The following is a 24,178-nucleotide window of genomic DNA, read 5'->3' on the forward strand; positions in this document are numbered from 1 at the left end:
CTGCAAGCAGCGGCGCATCGTAGTAGCTGCGGGTGATCGCAGTGTGTGCGATACGATCAGAGGTAACCACGCTCGAAGTCGATGCGGGGCGCACGGCAACCGCGCTTTCTGGTACCGTTGCCGAGGCTGCGCTACCGGCCGACGAAGCGGCTAGATCGTTGAACGTGCGCCCCTGGGAAGACGTACCTGCCGCCGAATCGCGCCGCGCCTTCGCTTCGGCATCATGTCGCGCGAGAAAACCGTGCACGGTCCAGACGGCACCCACCCCGACAATCAGCACGATTACGATAGGCGTCAGCCACCAGGCGCGCGGGCGTACACCACGGTATTGCCCCAACGCTGGCATACCGCGATCAGCGGAAGCATTTGATGCGCCCGCGTTCTGGCCACCTTCAGGCTGACGGTCCGAACTATCGTCGGGCCCGATCACGTTGCGCGGGGTATCGTCATTCATCGCGATGGCTCCGCCGAATGCGCTTCACCCCGTTGACCGTCGTGCCGTCATGAGCCGGCACGCCGTCGATGTCGTAAGCGTCATTCCAAATTCCAACGACCTCCCGTGCGAGCCGCAGCACGAATCGCTTCGCCACCTCATGCACGACGATCGTGTCGCCGTCGATGTGCTTGTCGACCACGCTTTCCGTACCGTCGTCGGCCACCCGAAAAATCGCCGGCATGCGTCGGTTGTTCGGGATACGCAGATACGTAAAACGTCCGTCGTCCCATGCCGAGGTCGGCGCGATGTCGTCGGAGCTCGGCATCACCTGCATCGAATATCGTGCGTTACGCACGACCGCCGGTTGCGCCAAGCGCTTCGCGACCAACTCGACATCCGACTCCCCCGACGCCAGCTTCGCCAACTCGTCCGGATAGACGAAAGTCACGCGATACATCACGCGGTCATTGCCGAACTTCGACCTCAGCGGAAGCACCACGAGATCAAAGCTGTAGCTGTGCCGGTCGGTGCGAATTTCGAGATTCGAATCGTGGGCTGCAAGCTGCGGTTTCAGGTACACATCGTGATCGCCCTTGTTCGCCACCACTTGCCAGCCGTCTCGATCTCCAGGCGCGACCACCTGAATGTGCTCGTGGGACCCCAGCGCGATGTGCGTCGCAAAGCCGCGTTGCGCCTCCACGCGCACCACCTCATCGGCCCGGTAGATCACCTGGCGAACGCGCGAGTCGCCGTTCCAACCGGGCAGATCAACCGCCCTCGCGCCCCCAACGAACAGCAGGCTCGCCAGCGCAACGCCGAACGGAAGCGCTCTCATGGTGTGCCTCCTACTGCCGACGCCGGCGGTGTATATTCCGCATCCCGGCTATAGGCTGTGACCTTGAAGCCGAACGGATTGGCGATCGCCACGCTCTCGCGCGTAAACACGGGCGGCCGGTAGGTATAAGCCAGCGTGATCACGAAACGCTGGGTTGGCTCAGCATGGGCTTCGCCATTCTTGAACGACGTCCGTTCGACGTGCACAACTGCACGACCGGGTTCGTAGGGCGGCAGCGTGACCGAGAGAATCCGGATGCGCCGCTCAACACCAGTCCCCAACTGCCGATCCAGTGCATCGGGACCGCTGTAGATGCCACGGTAATCACGAGCGACCACGTCGTCGCTCATCGTGAGCACGCTGTCGTAGTCCATCTGCAGCAGTCCCCAGTCGTAGCGCTCGCGTGCGCGCACATACGTCTCGACCCAGTGCTTGTCCTGGATTTCCTTCGTATGCACGTGGCGGGCGTCGAGCACGTCGATCACCTGGGATTCTCCCGTCAGGCGATCGACCTCAATGGGCAGAGGCACGACGCGATAGAACGGCGCCATCACGGCGAGCGCTACCGTGCTCAGCACGGCAATGCCAACTGCCCCGTAAGCAACGTGCCACGCACGCCGTTCCGAGCGCTCCTGCAGGTGAGTCAGCGATGCCTCGATGTCGAGTACGCGGCCATAACCGTGCGAGCTCATGAGTGATCTCCAGCATCCGGCAACGCGGGCTGGTCAGGAGCAGCCGGCACGGTCGTTGGCACGTCAGGCACGGGCGGGACACGATTGACCGGCACGCGGTGCAGGCCGTCCGGCAGTACGGGCTTGGGTGGCCCACTGCTGCAGGCGGCAAGACTCCAGGCGAGGCACCCGGCGAACGTCATCGAACTCAGGATGGACATGGTGTCGCCTCAGTTGCCGAATGACGCGGGCACCATCTGGTCCTGGAGCCGGTTGGTCTTACCCGCTCGGCTCAGCACCAGTTCACTTTGCTGCTCGGATACGAGCTTGTCCTCGGTCTCGGCCAGCATGCGAAAGAGCTGCAGCTTGTTCATCTCATTGCCGACCGTTGTAGATTCGGTCTGAATGCGCGCTTGCAACTCCGCGACGCCCTTCGGGTCCTGCGTCGCGTTGATCTGTTGCGCGAGACTCTGGATCTGGTCCAGCTCCTGCAGCTCGGTCTGGTATGCCTGCAGGCCGAACGCCTTGTCCTGGTAGGGCTTGTTGAGCGTGCGCCGACACACCTGCTGATCCACCCCGGTCTGGTCCTCGCAGTCGTAGATCCGGCTGGCCGAGCGTAATGCCTGCGCACTGCCCGTCAGGCCCGCGTAGCCGCCGTTCTGGATCGCGGTATAGACGCTCTGCCAGTTCGACGGCAACGAGTTGGCGACGACCGGATTGCTCAGAAGCGCGCCGAAACCGCGTGTGCCGATCGTCGACTGGTAGATCTGTATTTCTTGCTGCACTTGCTGCTTGAGTTGGCCCACGGTGGCAATGGCCTGCACAACGCTCTGCGCGTCATAGACGGGGATCCCTTGCGCGTCGGCGCCCGCGCACTGCGCCGCACACACGCATGCGACAGTGATCCATTTGCTTCGTCCGTTCATGGTCATTACCTCCTGGTCAGCTGTCCTGGTGGCCCAAATTCGCGCGTGCAGCGCGCTGGTAAGCTGGGGGCCCGCCGCCGCCCGACCCCGACCCCCCGCCTGAACCCGTCCGGTCGCGAATTTCGCCACCGGAGGGCGGGCCTCGTCCGTTACGGCTGAACGCCCGCCCGATCGCCGTGACGAGGCTTCGCGATGCCATGCCGGCCACAAACGCACCGAAACCCGACAGCGTGGCACCGCCAGACAGGCCCGCCGCAACCGAAGGCAACTGCCAACCGACCATCGCGAGGAACACCCCGGTCGCAAAGAGCCCAATCGCGGCAGCCGCTGCGGCGGCATCGTCTAGGGAGGCGGAAACTGCTTGCATCAGGGCTGACGAATCGTCACCGGGTGAACCGCCCGTCGCGTGGAACGAAGTGAGATCGGTCGAGAACGCCGTAAGCGCCATGCCAAGGAACGCAGCAACCAGAACCTGTAGCAACGCGTAATTGGCAACCTTGGCAGTCCATGCTTCGAAAAATCGCGCAGTGGGCGCAAACGCGGCACACGCGATGAAGATCGGGCCCAGCCCAAGCACGAGATCGAGCAGCATCCTTGCCATCACGACCTCGAAGGCAAGCACGATCAAAAAGATGGACCCGCCGAGCGCGGCAATGAGGCCGCAGAGGAAATCCCCAATCGCGGCGGCCAGACCGCTCGGACTGATTCCCTCATGCGTCGCCTTGTTGAAGTAGGCGTCCATCACGAGGTCGACCTGTTGGTCGTAGCAGTCGAGTGTCTGGTAAATGCTGGTCGCGGCGCCCTGTCCCGTCACGGTGCTGCCGTTGGCCGACCCGCATCCCGGGTTGCCCCCACCCGTCGTGTTCGCCGCGTTCTGGATGGTCTGGGCCAGCCCGGCCGTCGCGCCGTTGACGGCGGTGACAACCTGCTGCTGGTAGATCCCGGCGCTCAGCGCGAACGCCAGCGTGATCGACACTTTCAGCCCTCGCCAGGCAAAGGCCGGCACCGCCTCGTGGGCTTCGCCGCGCACCACCGCGAGACCATAGGCCAGCACCCAGATCGTGACGCCCGTGGTCACGACCGGCACGAGCGCTCCGGAAAGCGCCGACGATACGGTCGTAACGTAGGTCGACATGCCGTTCTCGAGGGTGCCCCCCACGGCAGTATAGAGGCCGCTCATCGCGCCCCTCCCGGCCCGGGTGTCGGAGACAAGCTCGAGTTCGCCTGAGCCGCCCGGCGCTTCGATAGTCGCTCATGAAAAACGGGCAACCAGTCTTTGGGCAACTCTCCGACTTCGGCACGAATCGCATCGAGCAACTCGACGTTATCGGTCGTGCCAGACAGGACATCGAGCACATCGCCAAGTCCTGCGAGATCGAGGCGGCCGATCGCGGAGCGATGGCCCTGCTTGACGAGAAACAAGCGGCTGCTCTCGCCCAGGTTGCGCACGATATTGAATTCGGCTTCGGTCAGCTTGAAGCCATGCACGTAATCGTCGTAGTCGGCACGTGGATTCGGCAGGAAGAAAAACGTCGCGCTCTGTTCGATCAGCGCACTGGCGATTTCGCTTCGCAATACGTCGGCCGGGGACTGGGTATCAAAAATCCCCAGCCCGTTCTGCTTGCGGATTGTCTTCTGCTTGTTCTTCGCAAAATCGGTGAAAACCGGATCCCCGAGCCGCTTCCAGAACTCGGTCATCACATAGATGAAGCGTCGCCCGTCGATCAGGTTTTCGGTTCGATGCAGCAGGTACATCGTCACTGGCGTCGACACCTCGGGATCGTCCAGCAGTTCGGTGTCGTCAAAACCAAACAGTTTCGCGTGCGCCAGATCGATACGGTCCGTCGGGTTATCGAGCACCCACCCCAGACGGCCGCCCGCACACCATTTGGCCAGCCGCGAGTGCAAGCTGTTTTCGCCCACGTTCGGGAGAAGCTGCCGAACCATCGACAGACGGCGCAGGGGCTTATCCATACGCGCGACCTCTCGCACGGCACGTGAGATGTCGAGTTCGTCCTTTGCAGACAACGGCTCGCCGACGTCGACGAGCTTGCGCACGAGGCGCTCCCAGAAATCGATCACCGGCTCATCCGGCGCCATCTGGAATGGATTCAGCCCGGTGGGCTCACCGCGGCGGAACACGGTATAGGTGCCGCCCATCGCACGGATCGCGATCTCAGTGCCGCGATCCTTGTCGAACAGCATCGCCGTCAGGCCATACTTGGTCGCCATCGCGAGCAAGAACAGCTCGAGCACCGTCTTGCCCGCTCCGGCTCGGCCGATGATCTGCGTGTTGGCAAGTGCCTTCTCGTCGATTGAGTCCTGCTTGTCCGGTGTCGCGTGAAAGTTCAGATAGAGCGGTTGGCCGCTGGGTGTCTTGACGATCGTGATTGCCTCGCCCCACGGATTGCCGTCGCGCTTGCCGGTCGCGAAGTTGTGCAGGCTCGCCAAACCGCAAAAATTCCGCGACGTGAGCTTCGCTTCGCGCGGTCGGTAGCGCCAGTTGGCGGGTAATTGAGCAAACCAGGCCGCATCAGCCACGAGATCGATCAAAGCCGTCTGGAACCCCGCATCGGCCAGTTGCGTCCGTGCCTTCGCGACGCTTCGAGACACTTCATTCAACGAGTCGCCGAGCACCGCCAGCGAATAGTGATACTCGCCAAGAACGAAATTCCCGTTGATCAGCTCATCGAGCGCGCGGTCGATCGCGTCGACCTGGGACAGGGCAACGTCCTCACCGGCGATAAGCTGATTGCGCTGCCGCTCCAACGTCTCCTTCGCCGTGGGCTTATCCAGAATCGTGAAGCTCTGCGTCTCGATATATTCGAAGTCGCCGTACAGCAGGCCATTGAGCATGCCCGGTTCGGTGTCTTCCGGATAATCCTTGAGGTCGAGCATCGCCGCAAACCGGGTTGCCGTCGGCATGCGAATCTCGATTTTCTCGGCACCAACGAAAAGCCGCGAAATTGGCAGCGCCTCGCGGATCGTGCCAGTTGGCACGGGCTCAGGTTCCCAGACGCCATTGACCAGATAGCCGAGCAGTTCCAGCGCTGACGAATAGCGGCGCGACGTGGCCACGACGGGACTCGGCCGGCGATAGACGCCGAGCGCGACCGGTTCATAGGGTTTCAGGCTCGATTCAACCTGGGCAGCGAGCTCCGACATCATCTTCAGTGCGTCAAGCTGATCGCGCCGAATATCGTCGCGCGTGCGGCGTGCCGCTCGGCTGAAGACACGGCCAAGGCGGGTGCGGTTTGGCCGGTAGACCACCGTCAGATACAACTCGTTGGCCATCATCCGGTAACCCGCAAAACTCGCGTAGTAGCGGGTCGCCAACTCTTGGCAGAAGCGGTTTTCGTACTGCGTCGAGAATCGGTCCGACACCCGCCGACGCAGACGATGCGACCACAACGCCACATGACCGCCCGCCAGTCCGCGCACAAATTGGTTGAACCCCTCATGCCGCGCGAGGATGTCGGCGGGATCGGCTGCCTCGAACGCAATGCCGGCGATCTTCCAGATTTGCAGGTAGTCGCCTTCGCGCGTCTTGATGACGTGGTCGGTCACATGCGTCGAGTACGGGATATAGCCGGCAAGCGGCACTTCCCGGCTCGCGACGGATCCGATGTGCGATTGGCGCGCCATGTCATGCCCTCCTCTTCAGGCGCACCGGCACATACGCATGTGCGCCCCAGAAGCGGCGATTGCCCTGACGCAATGCCATGCGAGCGCGTCGCGCGTGCTGCGCAAGCCGTTGATCGTCGTGGCGCGTCGTCACCCGCATCGCGACGAACACCGGAATCATCAAAAAGAGGATCGCCACACCCAGCGCAGGGCTGGCAAGCAGTGCCCAGATTGCGGGGATCAGCATGCCGCCGCCGACCATCAGGAGGGGCACCAGCGGCACACCCCAAAGCATCGCGGGACGCGTGCAGCCTTTGAAGACGGGATCCTTGAGCGAATGCATGGTTCGGCGCCCCGATCAGCTCGAAGGAATCAGCATGCCGGCGATAACGGTCGCGCAACCGACGAACAGACCGCCGATAAATACGTTCGCGATATCACCGAATCGGGCGTGCTGGAACATCATCCGAAAGCCCGCCCAGATAATAGAAATCGAACAGATCACGCCCCCAACGCTCAGCAGCGTCGTCTGGATCGTGTTGAGCAGCGTATTGACCTGCGATAGTTGTGCGCGGGCCGGTGCAGTGAACATCAAGGACGAAGTGGCAAAAATGGTTGCCAGCGCCGTCTTTCGATCGGACAGAAATCGCATCGTCCGTTCGAAGAACATCGATAATTTATATCGCACTCCTAAGCACATGATCGAATCCTTTCCGATATATCTCTAACTGATTCGCCAATGTCGAGTTAGAACACCACGGCACTACTGTCCGGTTTAAGTCGTTCCTCGGTAACGGGCGAAGCGGCGTTCATCCCATCACGATCCCGCCGCAATAGCTGCCGAATCGCAGGGTCAGAGCGGGGGGCGCGAATCGGCATTGCGGAACCGATCGGTACCACCGGAATAGGTGCAATCGCTGGAACAGACGAATCCGAGGAAGCGTGCGCCGAAGCGTTCTCCACGACACGCTGGACGTAGCCCGTCCGGTAGCCGGTCGAGAAATTGCCGCTCGCATAGCAAGACAGACTCGCGCGTAGTGCAGCCTGTACATCCGCCTGATAGTCGGTCCCCACGTCGAACTTTTGGGTCGTCACCGCCGCGGTAAAACAGCGGTGGAGAATGGCAGCACCCGCTGCCAGGTTGCGACAAGGCTCGAACGCGTTCTCGGCAGACAGGCCATAGGCCAGCCAGTTCGCTCGATTCACCTGCGCGAGCCCGACACTGAAATTCCAGCCGCCCGCCTCCAGCGCGCGTACCGTCGCGACTGCTTCGACCACATTCGATGGCTGTCGACGCAGCCGTCCGTGAACGACGCCGATCGCGTAGGGATTGAATCCTGATTCGGTGCGCACGATCGCCGCCATCGTGGCCGGGGCGATCTGCGGCGCGCAGTCGTGCGCGAGCGACATGAAATCGAGCGGCATCATCGATCCCCCTCTCCTGAGCGATCGACCTGTTGCAGGCGATGCAAGACCGACGTCGCGGGATACTGGGTGGAACGTGCATTGTTGCGTGCCGCTCCGCTCAGCGTCCCAACCGTGGCAAGATCACAGGTTGGAAAGGAATCGCCATCTCGCAGCGCGGCCCATAGTCTTTCGATTGGCGGCACGCATTCGGCGTACTGTTCCGGGCCACCGGGGTTAGACAGGCACAACCTCACCTGACACCCCCAATCGGCCGCGCGTGCAACATCGGGCCACGCCATCGACATGCCAAGCACGAACGCAAGCGACACCACGCCGCGCCAGACGTTTTGTCGCACATCCGGAATCAACGCTGAATTACGCATGGCATGCCTCGGCCATTTCAGAAGGCAATGCCGCTTCACTCGCAGAATCGAGTCGCCGAGCGAGCACGTCGAAGCACGCGCTCATGGTCTGCCATTCGCGATGGGCCACCAGACCGGCCAGAACGAAATCCATGAGCGAGACCCCATCCGCCTGCGCCTGCGAAATGGCGGCAATCCGGGGGAGCAATAGGTGGCCGCTTGGACTTTGATCATGCGGAACCAGCCAGGTGGCCATGCACGCCTCGAACGGCTTGAATCGGGCCTGCTGCCGCGGAGTCATCTCGACGCAGTTGGGCAGAATACCGATAAAGCATAACGACGGATTGAGTCGAGCTCGGACATTGCGCACCCCATTGCTGCCATTGACGATATCGGCGACCTGCTCAAGCGTGTCCGGCGACAACAGAACGGGACTGATCAGCGCGTCGGCGAGCGCAGCCGCGCAAATGGCACGTGAGTCAGGCCACGGCGGGCTATCGATCAAACAGACGTCAAACAACGGAGCGACCTGAGTCAATAGGTGTCGCAAGTTGGCGTAGCAACGCACGCGAGCCGGATCGGCTCGATACGCAATGCCGGCAATGGCGTCCGCCGCAAGCACGCAAATGCACGGTTCTGCGACCTCAGAAAGCCGGCCGGACCGAACATCTGGTGTTCCGCGCTTCGTCGAGCGTGCACGGGCACCGCGTGTAAGCAAAATGGCACTGCACGCCGGCTCGGCCAGATCAAGCACCAACACCCGATATCCACGGACGCGATGAAGATAATGGGCGAACTGACACACCACGGTCGTTCTGCCTGTACCACCACGGGCCGAAGCCACCAGAAGCGATTTCATGGTCGTCATTCCTCGGATGGGGCTCCGAGCAGCGACGTCTTTTCATGAAAGTGAGAGAGTGTCGGCGCGAGGAAAGGTCGCGACCAGTTCAACGTGCATTCTCAAGAGCACGTCACAAAACAGAAAAGCCTGCGATTGCAGGCTTTCTCACGCGCGCTACGGCACACTACGCCATCACACGGACGTCAATGCTACGGGGCCGCTAACGCGTACTCGGTCGTGCTACGCACGTTGACCGGATCAGATTGTTGGCTCCACTGTAGGTCAGCCGCTACGCCGATTCAAGAGCCGATATGCGTCGACGAGATGAGGCGATCTCCCTATCGTGCCGTGAAGCTCCTCGCTATTCCTATATTTATTTTTGTGCTCGGAGCGACCGGGACATTTCCACGACACACCAACGCGAAGCGACTGCGATTCATGCTGCGCGAGCACCCGCATTATGGACGTCGCCCAACATTCATCCCGCGACTGTCACTGTTGGTTCTCGCCTTCTGCAAGCGCGCGGGCAAGCGCGGCTCGTGCCGCATCGAGCTCCAGATCGAAATGTTGACGCGGATGACGGGCAATCTTCAGCCGTCGACACACGACTTCCCGACTCGCATGCCAGAGATAGACCATGCGCAGAAGGTCCTGATTTCTGGGCGACAGCGTTCGCCACGCTTGGGTCACATATTCTGCATCAGCGGGATCATGGGCACCACGATTCGACTGCCCCCAGTTGCGAAGACGCTCATCGAGCGTCGGCGGCGGCTTATCGTTTTTCACCGCTGCCGTCCTGCTCTTCAGGTTCGCGCGCCTGCGAAGCTCGATATCGCGCGGGATCTGCCAAGAACTGTTCGATATCGGCCGCCCGCCACCCTACCATTCGCCCGCCAAGCACAATGGCGCGGGGAAACGTCCCCTCTTGCATGCGCTTGTAGATCGTCGACCTCGATAAACCGGTGCACTGCTCGACCTGCCGTCGGCGCAAGATTGTCAGCGTTCCGTCACCATTCCAAGACATGATTCGCCCTCCATATCCGGCACGAACGTGGCCGGAACTGAAAGGCATTCAAGCAGCGAACACGACGAAGGGCCAAACCCGTCTTATCGACGGGACATTCCGTCGGTGCAGAGCAGCATCTCGTCGGAAATCGTGGATGGTATGACCGAGGCCCGCACGCACGAGCTGCAGTGCGAGGCCATCGCGCGTTGATGCAACGTCCCCGAGGCGGTCGACTTCACAACCTCCCCATAGGCTGGGAAGGTGATCTCCGAGTGCTATACGGGTAACTGGTCGGTTTCACGACGCCACGTTTAGCGTTGCAATGGGTGACGCGAGCTGTCCCGTCATCAATCGCTGGAGGTTTTCCCAGGCTGCGCAATACCGGTGCATCAGCACGGCCGCCAACTGGTCGTCATGAACGACCAGGATCTGCTCAATCGTGGACTGCTCGCGATCGAGCAACAGCCAAGCCGCGCCCTGCTCCGCGCGTGCAATGCACGCGTCCAAAGCGGCTTCGGCTTGCCGATACATACTCAAATCCGCGCCCGCGTCGGTCTCGTTGCGCATATAAAACGCGAGGTAGACAACTCGTAGCAGACAACTGATTTGCTCTTCTCCCCCACGACCGGCCCGCACAGCGGCCAGCGCCATATGATTTTCGAGGGACAGCGCACGGACCTTCGCGCTCGGCAATGGCAAGAGGTCACCTTTCGTAAGCGGCTTGCGACTCGGGCGTCGAACTTTCGGCGAAACCATGAGGCATGAAGTATTCGAGATGATGTTGGGACATGATACCGCGCGCCTCACATCCAGCCGAATGCATCCTGCTTCGAACCCAAGCAAGTGCTGCACTGAAGGCCGGACACCCGATCCGGCCGTGTTCTACCCTGACGAGGTCGTGCTGCTCAGAATTTGACCCGCATCCCGGCACCCACGCTATTGCCCGTCGCCACACCGGTAATCGTGTCATAACGCCAAGCTGCGTACACATCGGTTCGCTTCGACAGCGGGTAGTCGTAACCCAACGCAACCGTCGACCAGCGGATATGATCGCCTACCGACGGTCGCCGCCGCGTTCCCGCCCACGACATCAGTACGCTTCCTAACCCTATCCGAATACTTGCCCCCAGCTGCACCGTATCGTCCGTGACGTGATTGTTGTTGTCCACACGCTCGTACTGGGCGAACAACTTGACCACATGCAACCGATACGCGCCACCGGCCATCCAGGCGGTCTGCGCGGTGGCGCCGTTGAGAAACAGCGATGCCGTGTGCAAACTCTGCACCGCGGCCGTCGCGGAAAACGGACCGGCGAAGTACAACACGTTCGCGCTATAGTTGGCTTGCCCGGCATGGCCGGCAACGCCGGCGTTGCTGTAAAGCACGCTTCCCGACAGACCTGCCACCTCGGGCGTCTGATAAAGGAGCGAATTGTCGATCGCCGTATCGCTCTGGAGTGACGCAGCACCCATGGCCGAGCCGAGGAAACTGTGCGCGACGATCGGCGAGAAGACGAATGAATTGCCGAACGGATTGAACAGCAGCGTAGACACGAACAGCGGCGCCGTATTGCGCCCCAGCGTCAACTCCCCGAAATGGCCGCTCAGACCCACGAAGGCATTTCGCCCGAAAAATGACTGTCCGGGAAACGAGCCGACCTGGCCGCCGTTGATGCGATAAAAGCTCTCAAGCGTGAAGACAGCTTTCATCCCCCCGCCCAGCTCCTCTGTACCGGACATCCCCCAGTACGAAGTCGTCATCCCGCCAGAACCGACTTGCCACGCATTGCCGGCTGCACCGGCAGGATGCACTTCACCAACGAACGCGTCCGCTAGCCCATACAGCGAGACCGATGACTGCGCTTGCGCGATCCCGGCACAGGTGCACACGCCCAACATGACAGCCAACTTGCCCGCGCTTCCCCGACATCTTCTTATCTGCATGACGTCTGCTTCCTCTTTGCGGTTGTTTGTTCGTGTCGCGCCGTCTTGGCATCGGCACTGTTCAGTCCGGTCGCACACGCGCGAGCGGCCGACCGCTATCGGCCAGCGCGATCGCCACCACGATCTCGTTCGGCGCCGGCGCATCGGCGAGCATCAGCGAGACCGTGTCGAAGTGGTCGAAGCTCCACATGTCGGTGCTGCCGTGCAACGGAACGTCCACGCACGTGCCTGGCGTGCCGCGCTTGGTCACTGACGGAATCAACGACGTGGCGCCGGGCAAGCTCTCGCGCATGGCCTTGCCCATGCGGGGATGCAAGATCGCCGCCGCACATTCGAGCGGTACCTCGCTGCCCACGAGCGCGGCCTTGCCGTAGGCCTGGATCTCCGACGGCGCGACATCCAGCGCCCCTCGCGCGCGGCCTGTGAGCAACGTGCCAAGCTCTGCGCCCAGTACATAGAGCGACTCAAGCGCTACAAGCGGCGTGTCCGCTCGCCAGCCGTCGAGCCGCAGGACGGCCGCCACGACGACTTGTCGATGCGGCGGGTCAACCGGTACGTCTAGTTCTGCACGTCGCTCGACCAGATGAACCAGGATCTTCGCGATAGGAGGACTCACGTGCGCACCTCCGCGTCCTCGGTCCGATCCCGGACCGCCTCAGACGGAGCCGGAAACGGACCACGGGCGCACTCGTACGCCCGCGCCACGCGCAGCACCAGCGCATCGCCGCCCGACGGGCCGATGATCTGTAGGCCCGTCGGTAACCCACCCGGCAAACCACACGGCACGCTCGCCGCCGGCAAGCCAGTCTGGTTGCACCACGACGTCAACGGCGGCGCCATGCGTGAGTGCTCGGGCCGCCCCTGCGCGAGCGGCGGCGCACAATGGAATGTCGGCGTGAGCAGTAGGTCGTAGTCTTCAAAGAACGCGGCCATCGCGACCGTAAGCGCGTGGCGCGCCTGAAGCGCATCGACGAAGGTCGAAGTGGGGACGCTATCGCCCGCCTCGGCCAGCGCACACACATCCGGATCGAGCTGCTGCCGCGCAGAGGGAGGCAGCTGCCGTGCTCTTTGCGCAAAGAAGACAGCCCACTGGATGGCGTGCATGCCGCTCTCCAGATAGCCCTCGAGCGGCTTCACGGCCATTTCCTCGACCTGTGCCCCGAGCGCCTCGAACAGGCTCACCGCCTGACGGACGCTCGCGGAGATGTCGGGCTCGACCTGTACCCCCGCAGGGGCCGGGCAATAGGCAATGCGCAAGCCGGCGATGCCATCATCCAGACCGATGCGCAGATCGGGACAAGCAGAAGACAGACTTCGCGCATCGCGTGGGCGAGCCATCACGGTAAGCATCAGCGCCGCGTCGCTGACGCAGCGCGCGATCGGACCAAGCGTCGACAGGTGAGTCCAACTCACCGCCGCGCCGGCTGGCACTCGGTTGAACGACGGTTTCATTCCGACCACCCCGCTCCAGCAGGCTGGGATGCGGATCGAGCCGCCGCCGTCGGTGGCCAGCGACAACGGTCCCATGCCGAGCGCAACCGCTACAGCCGATCCGCCACTGCTCCCGCCGGACGTCAGATGCAGATCCCATGGGTTACGAGTAATGCCGGTGAGCGGGCTGTCCGTGACGATCTTGTTACCAAACTCCGAGGTCGTGGTCTTGCCGAACAGCAGCGCGCCGGCCTGTCGCAGTCGCGCGACCGCGGGTGCGTCATCAGCCTCCGGCGTGCTGGGTGACGTGAGTGATCCGTATCGTGTAGGCAGCCCACGTACGCCGACGAGGTCCTTGACCGAAACCGGCACGCCGTCGAGCGATCCACATGGCTCACCGCGCATCCAGCGCCGCTCGGACTCACGAGCGGCGGCCAGCAAGCTATCCTCATCGAGACTGCACACGCCGTTGACTAGGGGATTGAAGAGCGCGACCCGGTCCAGCACAGCGCAAATCACCTCGACGGGCGAAAACGAGCGGCGTCGGTAACCAACCATGAGCTGCTCGGTGTTTATTCCCAGCACATCATTCATATGCATACCTTAATAATTTAAAGAAATTGGAACGTGTTTGAATAGCTCACGCCTATCCCTCGCACTGCGGTGAAACCGGTCCATCCGAGTCCAACACCGCGAAACTATTGTCCGACAGTGCGCGGCCGATACGGGTTTGGCACAACACGTGGTCGCCGTTCTGGCTCACGCCCGCCTTGCCACGCGGCAGATTCAACGAAACGCGTGACAGTGCGGCTTTCACGCGGGCAACGTCGACGCTGCCGGCCGCCTTGACAGCCGCTGCAAACAGGCGAAGTCCAGCATACGTGCACTCGCCGTGCGGTAGCACCACGGCCGTCTGCCCTAACCGAGGGTCGTGTGAACCCGCTTCATGCGCCGTGTAGCGGGCGAGAAAATCCCGGTTCTCCGGGTTGTCGACGCTCATGAAATACGAGGAAACACCAATGACTCCGGTCGACGCGCCCGTGGTCGCGATCGACAGCGACTCGTGTGCGATGTCGGTCACGAGCTGCGGCTTCATGCCGAACGAGCGGTACTGCTTGACGAACGTTACCGGATCGTCGCCGATGCTGTGCCAGGCGATCTGCGGGTGCTCGTTGGCGATCTGCTGCAACACCGCCCCATAGTCACGCGTACCGAACGGCAGCCAGTACACGTTGAGAAACTGTCCGCCGTGGCGCTTCACCGCCGCCTGCAGTGCAGGCACGAGCACCTTGCGGTTGCTGCCGATGTCGGAGACCACCGCGCAGACCGAGCGGCCCCCCTCGCGCATCAGCCAATCGACCAGCGGGTCGACGCGCTGGTTGACGGTCAGGCCCGTCGTGAGCAGATTCGGATCGCAGCGCCCCTCGTCGAAGTTCGGGTAGATCACAAGCCGCCCAGCGGACCTAGCGGCCTGCAACGCTGCTTCGCGCTCGGACGGTAGAACCATGCCGGTCAGGACCGCAACCTCGTCGCGCATCAAGAGTTGCCGGGCCTTCTGCAGCGTCACGGCAGTGGACATCTGGGTATCCTCGACGCTCAGTTGCAACGGGCGTCCCAGCAGTCCACCGGCGGCGTTGATTTCGTCGATGGCCAGCTGGGCGCAGTTGCGGTTGGTCTCGCCCACGCGGGTGAGCGGACCGCTCAAAGGCGCGAGCAGGCCGATCTTGAGCGGCGCTGCGGCGCGCGCGAGCAACGGTACGGCGGAGGTCGCGATTGCGCCAATGGCACTGAATATGGCGGTCCGGATAAAGTCGCGACGATTCATCGTAGTCTTCATCGGGTGAGGTCCAGGTGGGATTGCGTCGAATAGGGTGGAGCGATGGCAGACGTATCGGACTCCGCGGTCGGCGACAGGTATTGCGCCAATGGATGGCCCCCCGCGGCACCGCTTCGCGGCTCGATGCGGCCAGCATGGGCGAGTCGTCCGTTCTTGAGCACGATGCAGCGCTGCGCGCTGCGCAGCATGAGATCGAGGTTCTGCTCAACGAGGAGCACGGCAAGCTGCGAGCGGCGGCACAGGGTCGGGATCACCTCGCCGATCAGTTCGACCAGATTCGGCTGCACGCCATCGGACGGTTCGTCCAGCAACAGCAGTTTCGGCCGGCCGCACAGCGCACGGGCAATAGCCAGCACCTGCTGCTCGCCACCCGAAAGCGTGCCGCCTTGCTGCGCGAGCCGGGACTTGAGGATCGGGAAGTACTCGAACACCTCGTCGAGAATCGCCCCACCGCCGGCCGCCTGCGTGCCCATGATGAGGTTCTCGCGCACGGTCAGCTTCGGGAATATCCAGCGCCCCTGAGGGACCAGTCCGATGCCGCGTCGGGCGATCGCGTGGGTGCGCCAGCCGTTGATGGATTGCCCCTGAAACCGCACATCGCCTGTCACGCGTGGCAGCAAGCCCATGATCGCTTTGACCAGGGTCGTCTTGCCCGCGCCATTACAGCCGAGCACACCGACCACTTCGTTGGGTCCAACCTCGAGGTCGATCTGCTGCAGCACTGCGACATCGCCGTAGCCGGCCGAAAGATTCTCAATGTGCAACATGGCCTGCCCCCTGACCGAGATAGATGCGCCGGATTTCGTCGTCGCGCGCGATATCGGCATAACTGCCCTGGCGGACGATCTGCCCACGATGCATGACCCATGTCTCGCACCGCAGCGCCTCGACAAAGCTCAAATCGTGCTCGATCGCCAGTACCGCGCAGCGCTCGCGCAAACGGTGGATCAGGCGCACGAGCCGCTGCGCATCGACGGCCGACAGGCCGGCGGCGGGCTCGTCGAGCAGCAGCAGTGCCGGCTGGCACATCATCGCCATACCGATCTCCAACCACTGGCGTTCACCATGCGGAAGGATCATCGCCCGTAAGTTGGCCTGCTCCGACAGCCCTATCTCGTCCAGAACAGCGTCCGGGTCCGGCATCGGCGTGTCCCGGTACGAGGCAACACCGAGGCCCGCGACGACGAGGTTCTCGCGCACGCTCATTGAAAGAAATGTATTCGTGCCTTGGAACTTGCGCACCACGCCGCGTCGGCAAAATCGGTGCATCGGCCGCCCCGTCATGCGCTCACCGGCCAGATACAACTCTCCGGCGCCTGGTGCGATCGCCCCGGACAACAGCCCGACCAGCGTGCTCTTGCCGGCGCCGTTCGGGCCAATGACGCACAGCAGGTCGCGCGGCCCGATTGTCACGTCGACGTTGTCGACTGCGTGAATGCCGCCGAATGCGCGCTTCAGCCCCTCGCCCTTCATCAACGGTGCGTTCATCACCGCCCTCCTTCCACGTGTTCGGCGCGCTGCATGGCGGTTCGCCCTAGGCGGGTCCGACCGATTTGCCGCACGCCAGTGATCAAGCCCTGAGGCCGGACCCCGTTCGGCAGGAACAGCACGCATCCGAGGAACAACGCACCAAGCAACAGCGGCCATCCGTCGGTGCTGAAGCTCGATACGGTTTGCTTGAGCAGCGTAAGCGCGACCGCCGCGAGCACCGGACCGCCGAGCGTGCCGCGGCCACCGATCGCGACCCAGAGAATGACTTCGGTCGCCAGCACTGGTGAGAACACGTCCGGCGCCACGACCCCCGAGCAGGCGGCCATCAGCACACCGGCGATTGCGGCAAGCCCCGCAGACGCGACGAATACCAGCAGCAAGTGCCCCGACGTGTGATAGCCGCACGCTTTCGCGCGCCATTCGTTGGTCGCAATCGCCGACAGAACCTTGCCGTATCGACTGCGGCACACGAGCCAGGTCGTGACGAGCAACATGGCAAGCACGGCTGCTACCGCGTACCAGGCCCTGCCCGCTCCGCTCAAATCGAGCGTGTACCCGATCAGTGAAAAGGACAGTCCCGGTATGCCCAGGAGGCCCGTGTCGCCACCCGTGATCGATTGCCAACTCGTCGCCAGTTGCTGAACGATGATCAGCACGGCCATGCTGATAATGGCGAAGAAGTGCAGCCGGACTCCCGCGAACAGCAAGAAGTAGCCCAATACGCCCGCCACCGCCATCGCACAGACCAGTCCAACGATGAATCCGATGACAGGCGTCTGTCCGAACTGCACGGTGGCGACCGCAAAGCCGTACGCGCCCAGTCCGAAAAACGTCGTATGCCCAAGCGTGAGCACACCCGCCCTGCCCCACAGCAGGTCATAGCTCAGTGCGAGCAATCCCATGATCAGCGCGTCGCGCACGGTCGAGAGCACGTAGGGTCCCAGGCAAAACGGCAGGATCAACGCGGCAGCGACGATCGCGACGCCGGCTACCATCGGGGAAGTGTCTTCGCTATTCATTGCCGGCTGCCACAACCAGCGACGCACATGTGCAAAAGGTGGTTGGCGCATGACTTAACCCTTACCGTGAAGCTGATGCGCGGCGCTGAAGCCGGGCAACAGACCCTGTGGGCGGAAGCGAATCAGAACGATGGACAGGATCAGCACGATCGCCGAGGCGAGCGACGGATCCACCCGATAGCTGAGCAGCGTCTCGGCCGCGCCGACGAGGGCGCTACCGAACAGACTCCCGGCGATCGAGCCAATCCCACCCAGCACGATCACGAAAAAAGCCTTGGCGAGATAGGCGACACCGAGGTGGGACTCCACCGAGACCATTGGTGCCACTAGCACACCGGCGAGCGACGCGAGCGCAGCGCCGCCGCAGAAAGCGAGCCGGTTCAGGCGCCGCGTATCGATACCCACCGCCTCGGCCATCGCCGGATGCTGGATCACCGCGCGCAGCTGTGTGCCAAAGCGCGTGCGAGCGAACAACAGCCAGCACCCTCCCGTCACTGCGAGCGCCACGCCGATCACCAAGAGCCTGTACGCTGGATAGCTGCCTCCCGGCACTGGAATCGCGCCGTTTACGGGCGCATACACCAGCATCGGATGTGTGCCGAAGACGAGTTCGAGGGCTTTCTGGACGATCAAGCTGATGGCGTATGTCGCGAGCAATGTGTCGAGCGGACGGTCGTAGAGCAATCGGATCACAAGGCGCTCCAGGAACCACCCGAGCGCCGCACCCACCACCGGCGCCACAAACAACGCGAGCCAGAACGCATGCGGGCCGCCCAACGATTGCGCCACCGCCAATGTGTAGGCACCGATCGTCACCCATTCCGCGTGAGCGAGGTTCACGATATCCATCAAACCGAAGATGATCGCGAGACCCAGCGCGACTAGCGCCAGGATGCTCACGTAGCTGAGGATGTTCAAGATTGTCGCCATCGTCAAAAGTCCGTCATGTCATGTCCGCCATGCCAATCCTGTCCAATTCGAAAAGCTGCGGCGTCCTCGTTTCACCAAGCAGAGAAGTCGTTACTTCGTCGCCCTCAACCTAAGAAATTCTTAGCTTATAGACTAAGAAATACTTAGTAAAAATCCCGCAATAACTAAAGAAACTCTTAGGATGCCTCGATCGTCATCGACATCCTCTGTTTTTTCCAAACGCCTGAAACAGGCTCGCCTGCGCTCGCGCCTCACCCAGGAGCAACTTGGGATCGCAGCGGGAATCGACGAATTCTCCGCAAGCGCTCGCGTGAACCAATACGAACGCGGAAAGCACACACCCAAGCTTCAGATGGGGCAACGGCTGGCCAGGGCACTCCAGGTTCCAACCAGTTTCCTTTACGAAGAAGATGACCTTCTCGCAAGCCTTCTCGCGACTGCCGTAAGGTTGCCCCGCGAAAAGAGAAAGGCCCTCCTCAAGAGCGCTGAAGCGTTGGCGCAGACTGCCGGCCTGACCTTCAAGATCAAGTAAATTTTAGCCCACAGACTAAGAATTACTTAGTAAAAACTGCTCACCTTTCCCGGACACTTCATGAATGTCCAGCGATGCCACCTCTCCTTCCGTGTTTCCCAAGCGCCTGAAACAGGCTCGATTGCGCTCGGGCCTTACACAGGAACAGCTCGGCATTCAGGCAGGCATAGACGAATTTTCCGCCAGCGCCCGCGTCAACCAGTACGAAAAGGGCAAACATACGCCCACGCTTCAAACCAGCCAACGTCTGGCGCGCGCGATGCTCGTCCCCACCAGCTTCCTCTATGAGGACGACGATCTGCTCGCAAGCATTCTTGCCATCGCAGGCCGGCTGAGCAAGGAAAAGAAAAGGGCACTTATCGCGAGCGCGGAAGCACTCGCGCAAGAATAGCGCTCAACCTCGCCCCTCATCGATCGCATACTCGCAGCACCTCTGCGCCGGCAACGGCACAACACACCCGCCCAATACTCCCCGGTTCTCTCGAGCAAACGACGCTAAACATCTTGCGTCCGAAGTACGCGGCATTTCACCGCTTCTGCGCTCCCGTGCCGGGCCAAGCTCGGCACAGCACCAATTTATTATTATAAAATTTACGCTCGCCCCGATCCCACGTCAATATGCATCTTCACGGCGTTTACCCGACGCTTCGTCCATCGATGCGATATCTTACACCTTGACAAGCAGGGTCAATCACGTCTACCGTCAATTTATTATAATTAACTTGAGGTGAGCATGGGAAACGACCTGTGTGAACTGACTGCGTGTGAACTCAGCACGCTCTACGCGAACGGGCAAACGTCGCCCGTCGATGTAATGGAGACCACCCTGGCGCGGATCCAGTCGTTGGATCCGACGGTCAATGCATTCTGTCAAATCGCCGATGATGCTCTCGAATTGGCGCGGGCGTCCGAGACGCGCTGGCGACGTGGCGCGCCGCTCAGCCAGCTCGACGGTGTCCCGGTCAGCATCAAGGACAACATTGCCGTTGCCGGACTCCCGACGCGCTACGGGTCGCTGGCAACGACGCCGGAAGCCGCCGTATCGGACAGTCCGAGCGTGGCGCGCCTAAGGGAGGCGGGGGCAATCTGCTTTGGCAAAACAACCCTGCCGGATTTCGCACACAAGATCGTCACCGACAGCCCCCTCACCGGCACCACCAGCAATCCATGGGACCGCTCGCGTACGCCGGGCGGCAGCAGTGGAGGCGCGGCAGTCGCGGTCGCGCTCGGAATGGGTCCGGTCGCCATCGGCACAGACGGTGGCGGATCCATCCGGATCCCGGCCTCCTTCACCGGCGTCTTCGGATTCAAGCCCAGTTTTGGGCGAGTACCCCACGCACCTCGCGGTCCCTTTGGCCTTCTTAGCCATGCCGGACCGATGACACGGTGCGTTCAGGATGCCGCGCAGACGCTTACGATCATTAGCCGCCCGGACAGTCGCGACTGGTATGCGTTGCCGTTCGAGGGTGCCAACTATACGCGCGGGCTGACATGCCAACCCGTTCCGGGCGGCATTCGAATTGCGTGCAGTCCCTCGCTCGGATTGCCGGTCACCGTAGAGCCAGCAATCCACGACGCCGTAGCCCGCGCCGCAGCGATGTTTCGCGAATGGGGGGCGCTCGTTCAAATCACGGATCCGCCTGGCGTCGCGCAATGCAACGCAGTGCACACAACGCTTTGGCGGGCGTGCTGCCGTCAGCTCGCAGACGGGCTGGTCGACGGGTGGGCCGAGCTTGATCCGTCGCTGCAGGCGTATGCGCAAGCCGGTAACGACATCTCGCGGGAGGCGTTGCTGGGTGCGCTGATCGAACGAGGCGAGTTGGGTGCTGCCATGAACGCGTTCTTCGAGCAGCACGACCTCCTCATCTGTCCCGTGTATCCGCACGTGGCGCCGTCACTCGCCGAGGTGAACGCAAAAAACGCGCTGTTTCCGCATTTCACGGCATGGTGCAATCAGTTGGGCCTGCCGGCAGCGAGCCTCTATGCCGGGATGACTGCCTCACGCCTGCCCATCGGGATTCAAATTGTCGGCGGCCGTCATGCCGATGCACTGGTACTGTGGGCAAGCCATATGCTTGAACACGCGTTTGGGATCGCCCCCTTCGGTGAGCTGACACGTGAGCTCTACGGCGCTGCGGCAGGCGCAACGCCTGCCTAACGAGCTAGCAGCAGAAGTAGACCGAGTGACACCTGAACGCTTTAGTCGGCGTCACGATCGGAGCTCAGGTCCAACTCCGAATCCAGCACCAGCTTCTGTTGCAGCGCAGCGTGCACTGCGCGCAGTTGCGCATACGCTTCGTCCATGTGCTCGGTCATGAGTTCGGCGACCGCGTCGGCATCCCGGCGTCGCGCGGCATCCAGTATCGCGCGGTGCGCGGCAACCGTATGCCGCCCGAATGCCTGATAGTCCTGCTGCGTCACGTTTCCCGCCACGATCACGAGCGTGTGTAGCATCTGGTTGATGATCTGGCACAGGCTGCGCAGGAACGCATTCGGATGCGCCGCAGCCAAGACATCGTGGAAATGGATATCCTCGTGGCGCTGGTCGAGCGCCTCGGCATGACGCGCTTCGAACGGCTCGCAAACCGATACGCTACGCTCAAGCGCCTCGAAGTCCGCGTCGCTCAGATAGGGAACCGCGCCGGCCGCGACCATGGGTTCCAGCGTCCGACGCACCGCATAAATGTCCTCCAGCGTGATGCTCTCGAAAAACAGATAGTTCTGCAGCGACTGGAATGCTCGGGCCAGTGGCACGCGCGTAATCGTCGCCCCGCCATCCGGCCCGGTACTCAGGCTTACGAGCCCTTGTATCTCCAGCGCCTTGAGCGCATCGCGCATTGAGCCGCGGCTGACGTTGAACATCTGCTGAAGCTCGGCCTCCTTGTTCAAGCGCTTTCCCGGCCGTGCCTGCCCGTCGTTAATCCAACGCTTGATCTGCTCGGCAACTTGGTCGCCGCGCTTGATTGCGCGCGAGCCTCGCTTATCCGGCTGCGCCGGCGACATCTTCTTTTCGGTTGTCGGTTTTCGCCCTGCCATATCGGTCACGTCCGTCGTTGGCCATTCTCTGCTGTATCCCGGCGCCATTATCAGGCATCCGAGCTCAGCACGACCAGATTTCCGACTCCATGCAGGCCTCCCTCCCAACGTTAGGAGTAGCCGGGATCGTGACCAGGACCTACGCTGCAATCCGAACGCCATGCGCCGAGTACCCATCACTTCCTTGCATGTCTGTCGCTCGATATTGGTTGCCATCAGGAGAAATCCGTCATGTCACAGTCGGTGAAGTCGTCTCAGGTGCAATCTACGCTTGCGACCATCCGGGCCAAGCTCTCGGCCGACGGGCTGGATCTGGATCAGCTGGCTGCACGCATGCGTTTGCACGGCCCCGAAGCCGACCGGACACGGCAGATTCCAGATGCAGTTTGTGCACCGTCGGACGTACCTGCGCTGAACTTGAATCTCGTTCCGGCCGAGTATGGTGGTTGCTCGGACATGCAATCACTGATGTCGCGCGCCACACTGATGGAATATCTCGGGTACGCCGACGCGGCACTCGCGCTCGCGCTGCCCGGCCCCGGCCTCGCCATGCCCCCCGTCCTCGCACTCGGCAGCGGCGAGCAACTGACCCGATTCTTCGAACGATTTCGCAGCGACACACCGCGCTGGGGTGCATTTGCCATTACGGAGCCCGACTGCGGCTCGGATGCGACCGCGATGCGGACCACCGCTCGCAAGACGGCACGCGGCTGGGTGCTGAATGGTACCAAGTGCTTCATCACCAACGGCGCACGCGCGGACGACGTGATCACGTTCGCCACCATCAATCGGCATGCTGGTCGTTTCGGCGTTCGAGCGTTCCACGTCGATCGCAATATCCCGGGCTTCTCTGTTGATCGCGTCGAGCAAATGGTGGGACTGCGCGCCAGTCAGCTCGCAGTTCTCTCTTACAACGATTGCGAAGTATCTGACGACGCGCTTCTCAGTCGTGGTGACGAAAGGCCCCTTAGCGACGCATTCTCGGGCGCACAACACGCATGGGACTACTTTCGTCCCCTACTTTCGGCGGTCATGGTCGGCGCATGTCGACGAGTACGCGACGATCTCGCCGCCTACTTCGAAGCAGGCGGACATCCTGTGAACCCACACCAGCGCACTGCCGATGTGAACGAAGCTCTGCTCGATATCGATCGGCAAATCACTACAGCGCAGTTGCTCTGCCGGCACGCCGCGTGGAAAACCGATCAAAGCATCGCGACTTCCATGGATTCGTCAATGGCCAAGGCGTATGCGTCACAAGTAGCCGCCCGCGTCACCCGAGCGGCGATCGATCTCGCCGGCCTTGATGGTATCGCTGCCTTTCCGTCGCTTGAGCAAAGCTATCGCGATGCGAAGGCCTTCGACATCATGGAAGGCACCGGGGACCTGCAGCGGCTCATGATTGCTCGCTCCGCACTCCGCTCGGCATCACTTCCCTGGGAGGCCATCTCTCCCGCGTCGCACCGCTCCACAGAAGCACACCCATCCTGAACCCGTCCGAAATTCGCACTGGAGATCGTTCATGGCACCCAACCCCGCCTCCCCCAGCTCCGCTGGCGTGTCCGAGACAGTAAAAACCTGCTTGCTATCGGTACTTGGCAGCACCCTGAGCACAGATCTCATCGTCGACGACACCAACCTCTTCGATGTCGGCGTGGATTCAATGAATATGACTGACTTGCTGCTGCAACTCGAACAGCGCTTCGGCTTCACGCTGGCCCCCGAGGATCTATCCGCCGATCTGTTCCTGCGCTTCGGTAATCTCGTCTCGTTCGTCGAATCCCATGCGTCCTTCGACTAACGTCACTGGCGACGAACCGCACATTGTCGCCACGGCACGATATATCCCAC

27 protein-coding genes and 1 pseudogene are annotated in these 24,178 nt (G+C 62.1%); 5 read left to right on the plus strand and 23 right to left on the minus strand.

Annotated elements, in window-relative coordinates; all coding sequences use genetic code 11:
* From GD429_RS02455 to urtB, 22 genes and pseudogenes are all read right to left on the minus strand, one after another.
* Positions 1-454: pseudogene (locus GD429_RS02455) on the minus strand (type IV secretion system protein VirB10); the annotation flags it as partial.
* Complete coding sequence (locus GD429_RS02460) at positions 447-1,271, minus strand: TrbG/VirB9 family P-type conjugative transfer protein (RefSeq protein ID WP_152855516.1); 825 nt, start codon at positions 1,269-1,271, stop codon at positions 447-449. The pseudogene GD429_RS02455 and the gene GD429_RS02460, both read right to left, overlap by 8 nt.
* Positions 1,268-1,963: a virB8 family protein gene (locus GD429_RS02465; protein WP_152855517.1), complete on the minus strand. Its 696-nt coding sequence runs from the start codon at positions 1,961-1,963 to the stop codon at positions 1,268-1,270. The genes GD429_RS02460 and GD429_RS02465 overlap by 4 nt, the downstream gene beginning before the upstream one ends.
* A 209-nt stretch (positions 1,964-2,172) precedes the next feature.
* On the minus strand, positions 2,173-2,868 hold the full coding sequence (gene virB5 / locus GD429_RS02475; protein WP_152855518.1) for a P-type DNA transfer protein VirB5: 696 nt from the start codon (positions 2,866-2,868) through the stop codon (positions 2,173-2,175).
* Between the two features lie 16 nt (positions 2,869-2,884).
* The gene (locus GD429_RS02480) at positions 2,885-4,048 is read right to left on the minus strand and encodes a type IV secretion system protein (RefSeq protein ID WP_152855519.1); all 1,164 of its coding nucleotides are present in this window, start codon (positions 4,046-4,048) and stop codon (positions 2,885-2,887) included.
* Positions 4,045-6,513, minus strand: coding sequence for a VirB4 family type IV secretion/conjugal transfer ATPase (locus tag GD429_RS02485; protein WP_152855520.1), 2,469 nt, complete (start codon positions 6,511-6,513; stop codon positions 4,045-4,047). The genes GD429_RS02480 and GD429_RS02485 overlap by 4 nt, the downstream gene beginning before the upstream one ends.
* Position 6,514: 1 nt before the next feature.
* The gene (locus GD429_RS02490; protein WP_152855521.1) at positions 6,515-6,835 is read right to left on the minus strand and encodes a type IV secretion system protein VirB3; all 321 of its coding nucleotides are present in this window, start codon (positions 6,833-6,835) and stop codon (positions 6,515-6,517) included.
* 15 nt (positions 6,836-6,850) lie between these two features.
* Complete coding sequence (locus tag GD429_RS02495; protein WP_227791524.1) at positions 6,851-7,144, minus strand: TrbC/VirB2 family protein; 294 nt, start codon at positions 7,142-7,144, stop codon at positions 6,851-6,853.
* A gap of 95 nt (positions 7,145-7,239) precedes the next feature.
* Positions 7,240-7,920 carry a lytic transglycosylase domain-containing protein gene (locus tag GD429_RS02500; RefSeq protein WP_227791525.1) on the minus strand — a complete coding sequence of 227 codons (681 nt, stop codon included), beginning with the start codon at positions 7,918-7,920 and terminating at the stop codon, positions 7,240-7,242.
* Entirely contained in the window at positions 7,917-8,282 is a 366-nt protein-coding gene (locus GD429_RS02505) for a hypothetical protein (RefSeq protein WP_152855523.1), read from the minus strand. The genes GD429_RS02500 and GD429_RS02505 overlap by 4 nt, the downstream gene beginning before the upstream one ends.
* Positions 8,275-9,120 carry a ParA family protein gene (locus tag GD429_RS02510; protein ID WP_193727042.1) on the minus strand — a complete coding sequence of 282 codons (846 nt, stop codon included), beginning with the start codon at positions 9,118-9,120 and terminating at the stop codon, positions 8,275-8,277. Before GD429_RS02510 ends, GD429_RS02505 begins: the two co-directional genes overlap by 8 nt.
* A gap of 474 nt (positions 9,121-9,594) precedes the next feature.
* Positions 9,595-9,888, minus strand: a complete 294-nt coding sequence (locus GD429_RS02515; RefSeq protein ID WP_321574359.1) for a hypothetical protein — start codon at positions 9,886-9,888, stop codon at positions 9,595-9,597.
* A complete protein-coding gene (locus GD429_RS02520) occupies positions 9,875-10,126 on the minus strand; it encodes a helix-turn-helix transcriptional regulator (protein ID WP_152855526.1) in 252 nt (83 codons plus the stop codon). The genes GD429_RS02515 and GD429_RS02520 overlap by 14 nt, the downstream gene beginning before the upstream one ends.
* Positions 10,127-10,405: 279 nt before the next feature.
* Positions 10,406-10,864 carry a hypothetical protein gene (locus GD429_RS02525; protein WP_152855527.1) on the minus strand — a complete coding sequence of 153 codons (459 nt, stop codon included), beginning with the start codon at positions 10,862-10,864 and terminating at the stop codon, positions 10,406-10,408.
* Between the two features lie 149 nt (positions 10,865-11,013).
* On the minus strand, positions 11,014-12,051 hold the full coding sequence (locus GD429_RS02530; protein ID WP_152855528.1) for a porin: 1,038 nt from the start codon (positions 12,049-12,051) through the stop codon (positions 11,014-11,016).
* Between the two features lie 61 nt (positions 12,052-12,112).
* On the minus strand, positions 12,113-12,667 hold the full coding sequence (locus tag GD429_RS02535) for an amino acid synthesis family protein (RefSeq protein WP_321574360.1): 555 nt from the start codon (positions 12,665-12,667) through the stop codon (positions 12,113-12,115).
* A complete protein-coding gene (locus GD429_RS02540; protein WP_152855529.1) occupies positions 12,664-14,076 on the minus strand; it encodes an amidase family protein in 1,413 nt (470 codons plus the stop codon). Before GD429_RS02540 ends, GD429_RS02535 begins: the two co-directional genes overlap by 4 nt.
* Positions 14,077-14,128: 52 nt before the next feature.
* Complete coding sequence (locus tag GD429_RS02545; protein WP_152855530.1) at positions 14,129-15,307, minus strand: ABC transporter substrate-binding protein; 1,179 nt, start codon at positions 15,305-15,307, stop codon at positions 14,129-14,131.
* A gap of 8 nt (positions 15,308-15,315) precedes the next feature.
* Positions 15,316-16,086: an ABC transporter ATP-binding protein gene (locus GD429_RS02550; RefSeq protein WP_152855531.1), complete on the minus strand. Its 771-nt coding sequence runs from the start codon at positions 16,084-16,086 to the stop codon at positions 15,316-15,318.
* Positions 16,073-16,807: an ABC transporter ATP-binding protein gene (locus tag GD429_RS02555; RefSeq protein ID WP_152855532.1), complete on the minus strand. Its 735-nt coding sequence runs from the start codon at positions 16,805-16,807 to the stop codon at positions 16,073-16,075. The genes GD429_RS02550 and GD429_RS02555 overlap by 14 nt, the downstream gene beginning before the upstream one ends.
* The gene (locus GD429_RS02560; RefSeq protein WP_415748921.1) at positions 16,807-17,829 is read right to left on the minus strand and encodes a branched-chain amino acid ABC transporter permease; all 1,023 of its coding nucleotides are present in this window, start codon (positions 17,827-17,829) and stop codon (positions 16,807-16,809) included. Before GD429_RS02560 ends, GD429_RS02555 begins: the two co-directional genes overlap by 1 nt.
* Before the next feature lie 54 nt (positions 17,830-17,883).
* A complete protein-coding gene (gene urtB / locus GD429_RS02565; protein WP_152855534.1) occupies positions 17,884-18,759 on the minus strand; it encodes an urea ABC transporter permease subunit UrtB in 876 nt (291 codons plus the stop codon).
* 181 nt (positions 18,760-18,940) lie between these two features.
* On the opposite strand from urtB, the gene GD429_RS02570 reads away from it, so the two are divergent.
* The 3 genes from GD429_RS02570 (at position 18,941) to GD429_RS02580 (ending at position 21,449) form a co-directional block, all read left to right on the plus strand.
* A complete protein-coding gene (locus tag GD429_RS02570) occupies positions 18,941-19,291 on the plus strand; it encodes a helix-turn-helix transcriptional regulator (protein ID WP_152855535.1) in 351 nt (116 codons plus the stop codon).
* A gap of 64 nt (positions 19,292-19,355) precedes the next feature.
* Positions 19,356-19,682: a helix-turn-helix transcriptional regulator gene (locus GD429_RS02575; RefSeq protein WP_152855536.1), complete on the plus strand. Its 327-nt coding sequence runs from the start codon at positions 19,356-19,358 to the stop codon at positions 19,680-19,682.
* A 342-nt stretch (positions 19,683-20,024) separates the two neighbouring features.
* On the plus strand, positions 20,025-21,449 hold the full coding sequence (locus tag GD429_RS02580) for an amidase family protein (protein WP_152855537.1): 1,425 nt from the start codon (positions 20,025-20,027) through the stop codon (positions 21,447-21,449).
* A 41-nt stretch (positions 21,450-21,490) separates the two neighbouring features.
* Here GD429_RS02580 and GD429_RS02585 read toward each other — a convergent pair whose 3' ends face one another.
* Positions 21,491-22,327: a FadR/GntR family transcriptional regulator gene (locus GD429_RS02585; protein WP_152855750.1), complete on the minus strand. Its 837-nt coding sequence runs from the start codon at positions 22,325-22,327 to the stop codon at positions 21,491-21,493.
* A 231-nt stretch (positions 22,328-22,558) separates the two neighbouring features.
* On the opposite strand from GD429_RS02585, the gene GD429_RS02590 reads away from it, so the two are divergent.
* Together GD429_RS02590 and GD429_RS02595 are read left to right on the plus strand one after the other, a co-directional pair.
* Positions 22,559-23,818 carry an acyl-CoA dehydrogenase family protein gene (locus GD429_RS02590; protein ID WP_152855538.1) on the plus strand — a complete coding sequence of 420 codons (1,260 nt, stop codon included), beginning with the start codon at positions 22,559-22,561 and terminating at the stop codon, positions 23,816-23,818.
* Between the two features lie 31 nt (positions 23,819-23,849).
* Positions 23,850-24,128: an acyl carrier protein gene (locus GD429_RS02595; protein ID WP_152855539.1), complete on the plus strand. Its 279-nt coding sequence runs from the start codon at positions 23,850-23,852 to the stop codon at positions 24,126-24,128.
* Positions 24,129-24,178 lie beyond the last annotated feature (50 nt).

The sequence above is a fragment of the Burkholderia sp. BE17 genome (assembly GCF_009362305.1).
Taxonomy (GTDB): Bacteria; Pseudomonadota; Gammaproteobacteria; order Burkholderiales; family Burkholderiaceae; genus Burkholderia; species Burkholderia pyrrocinia_C.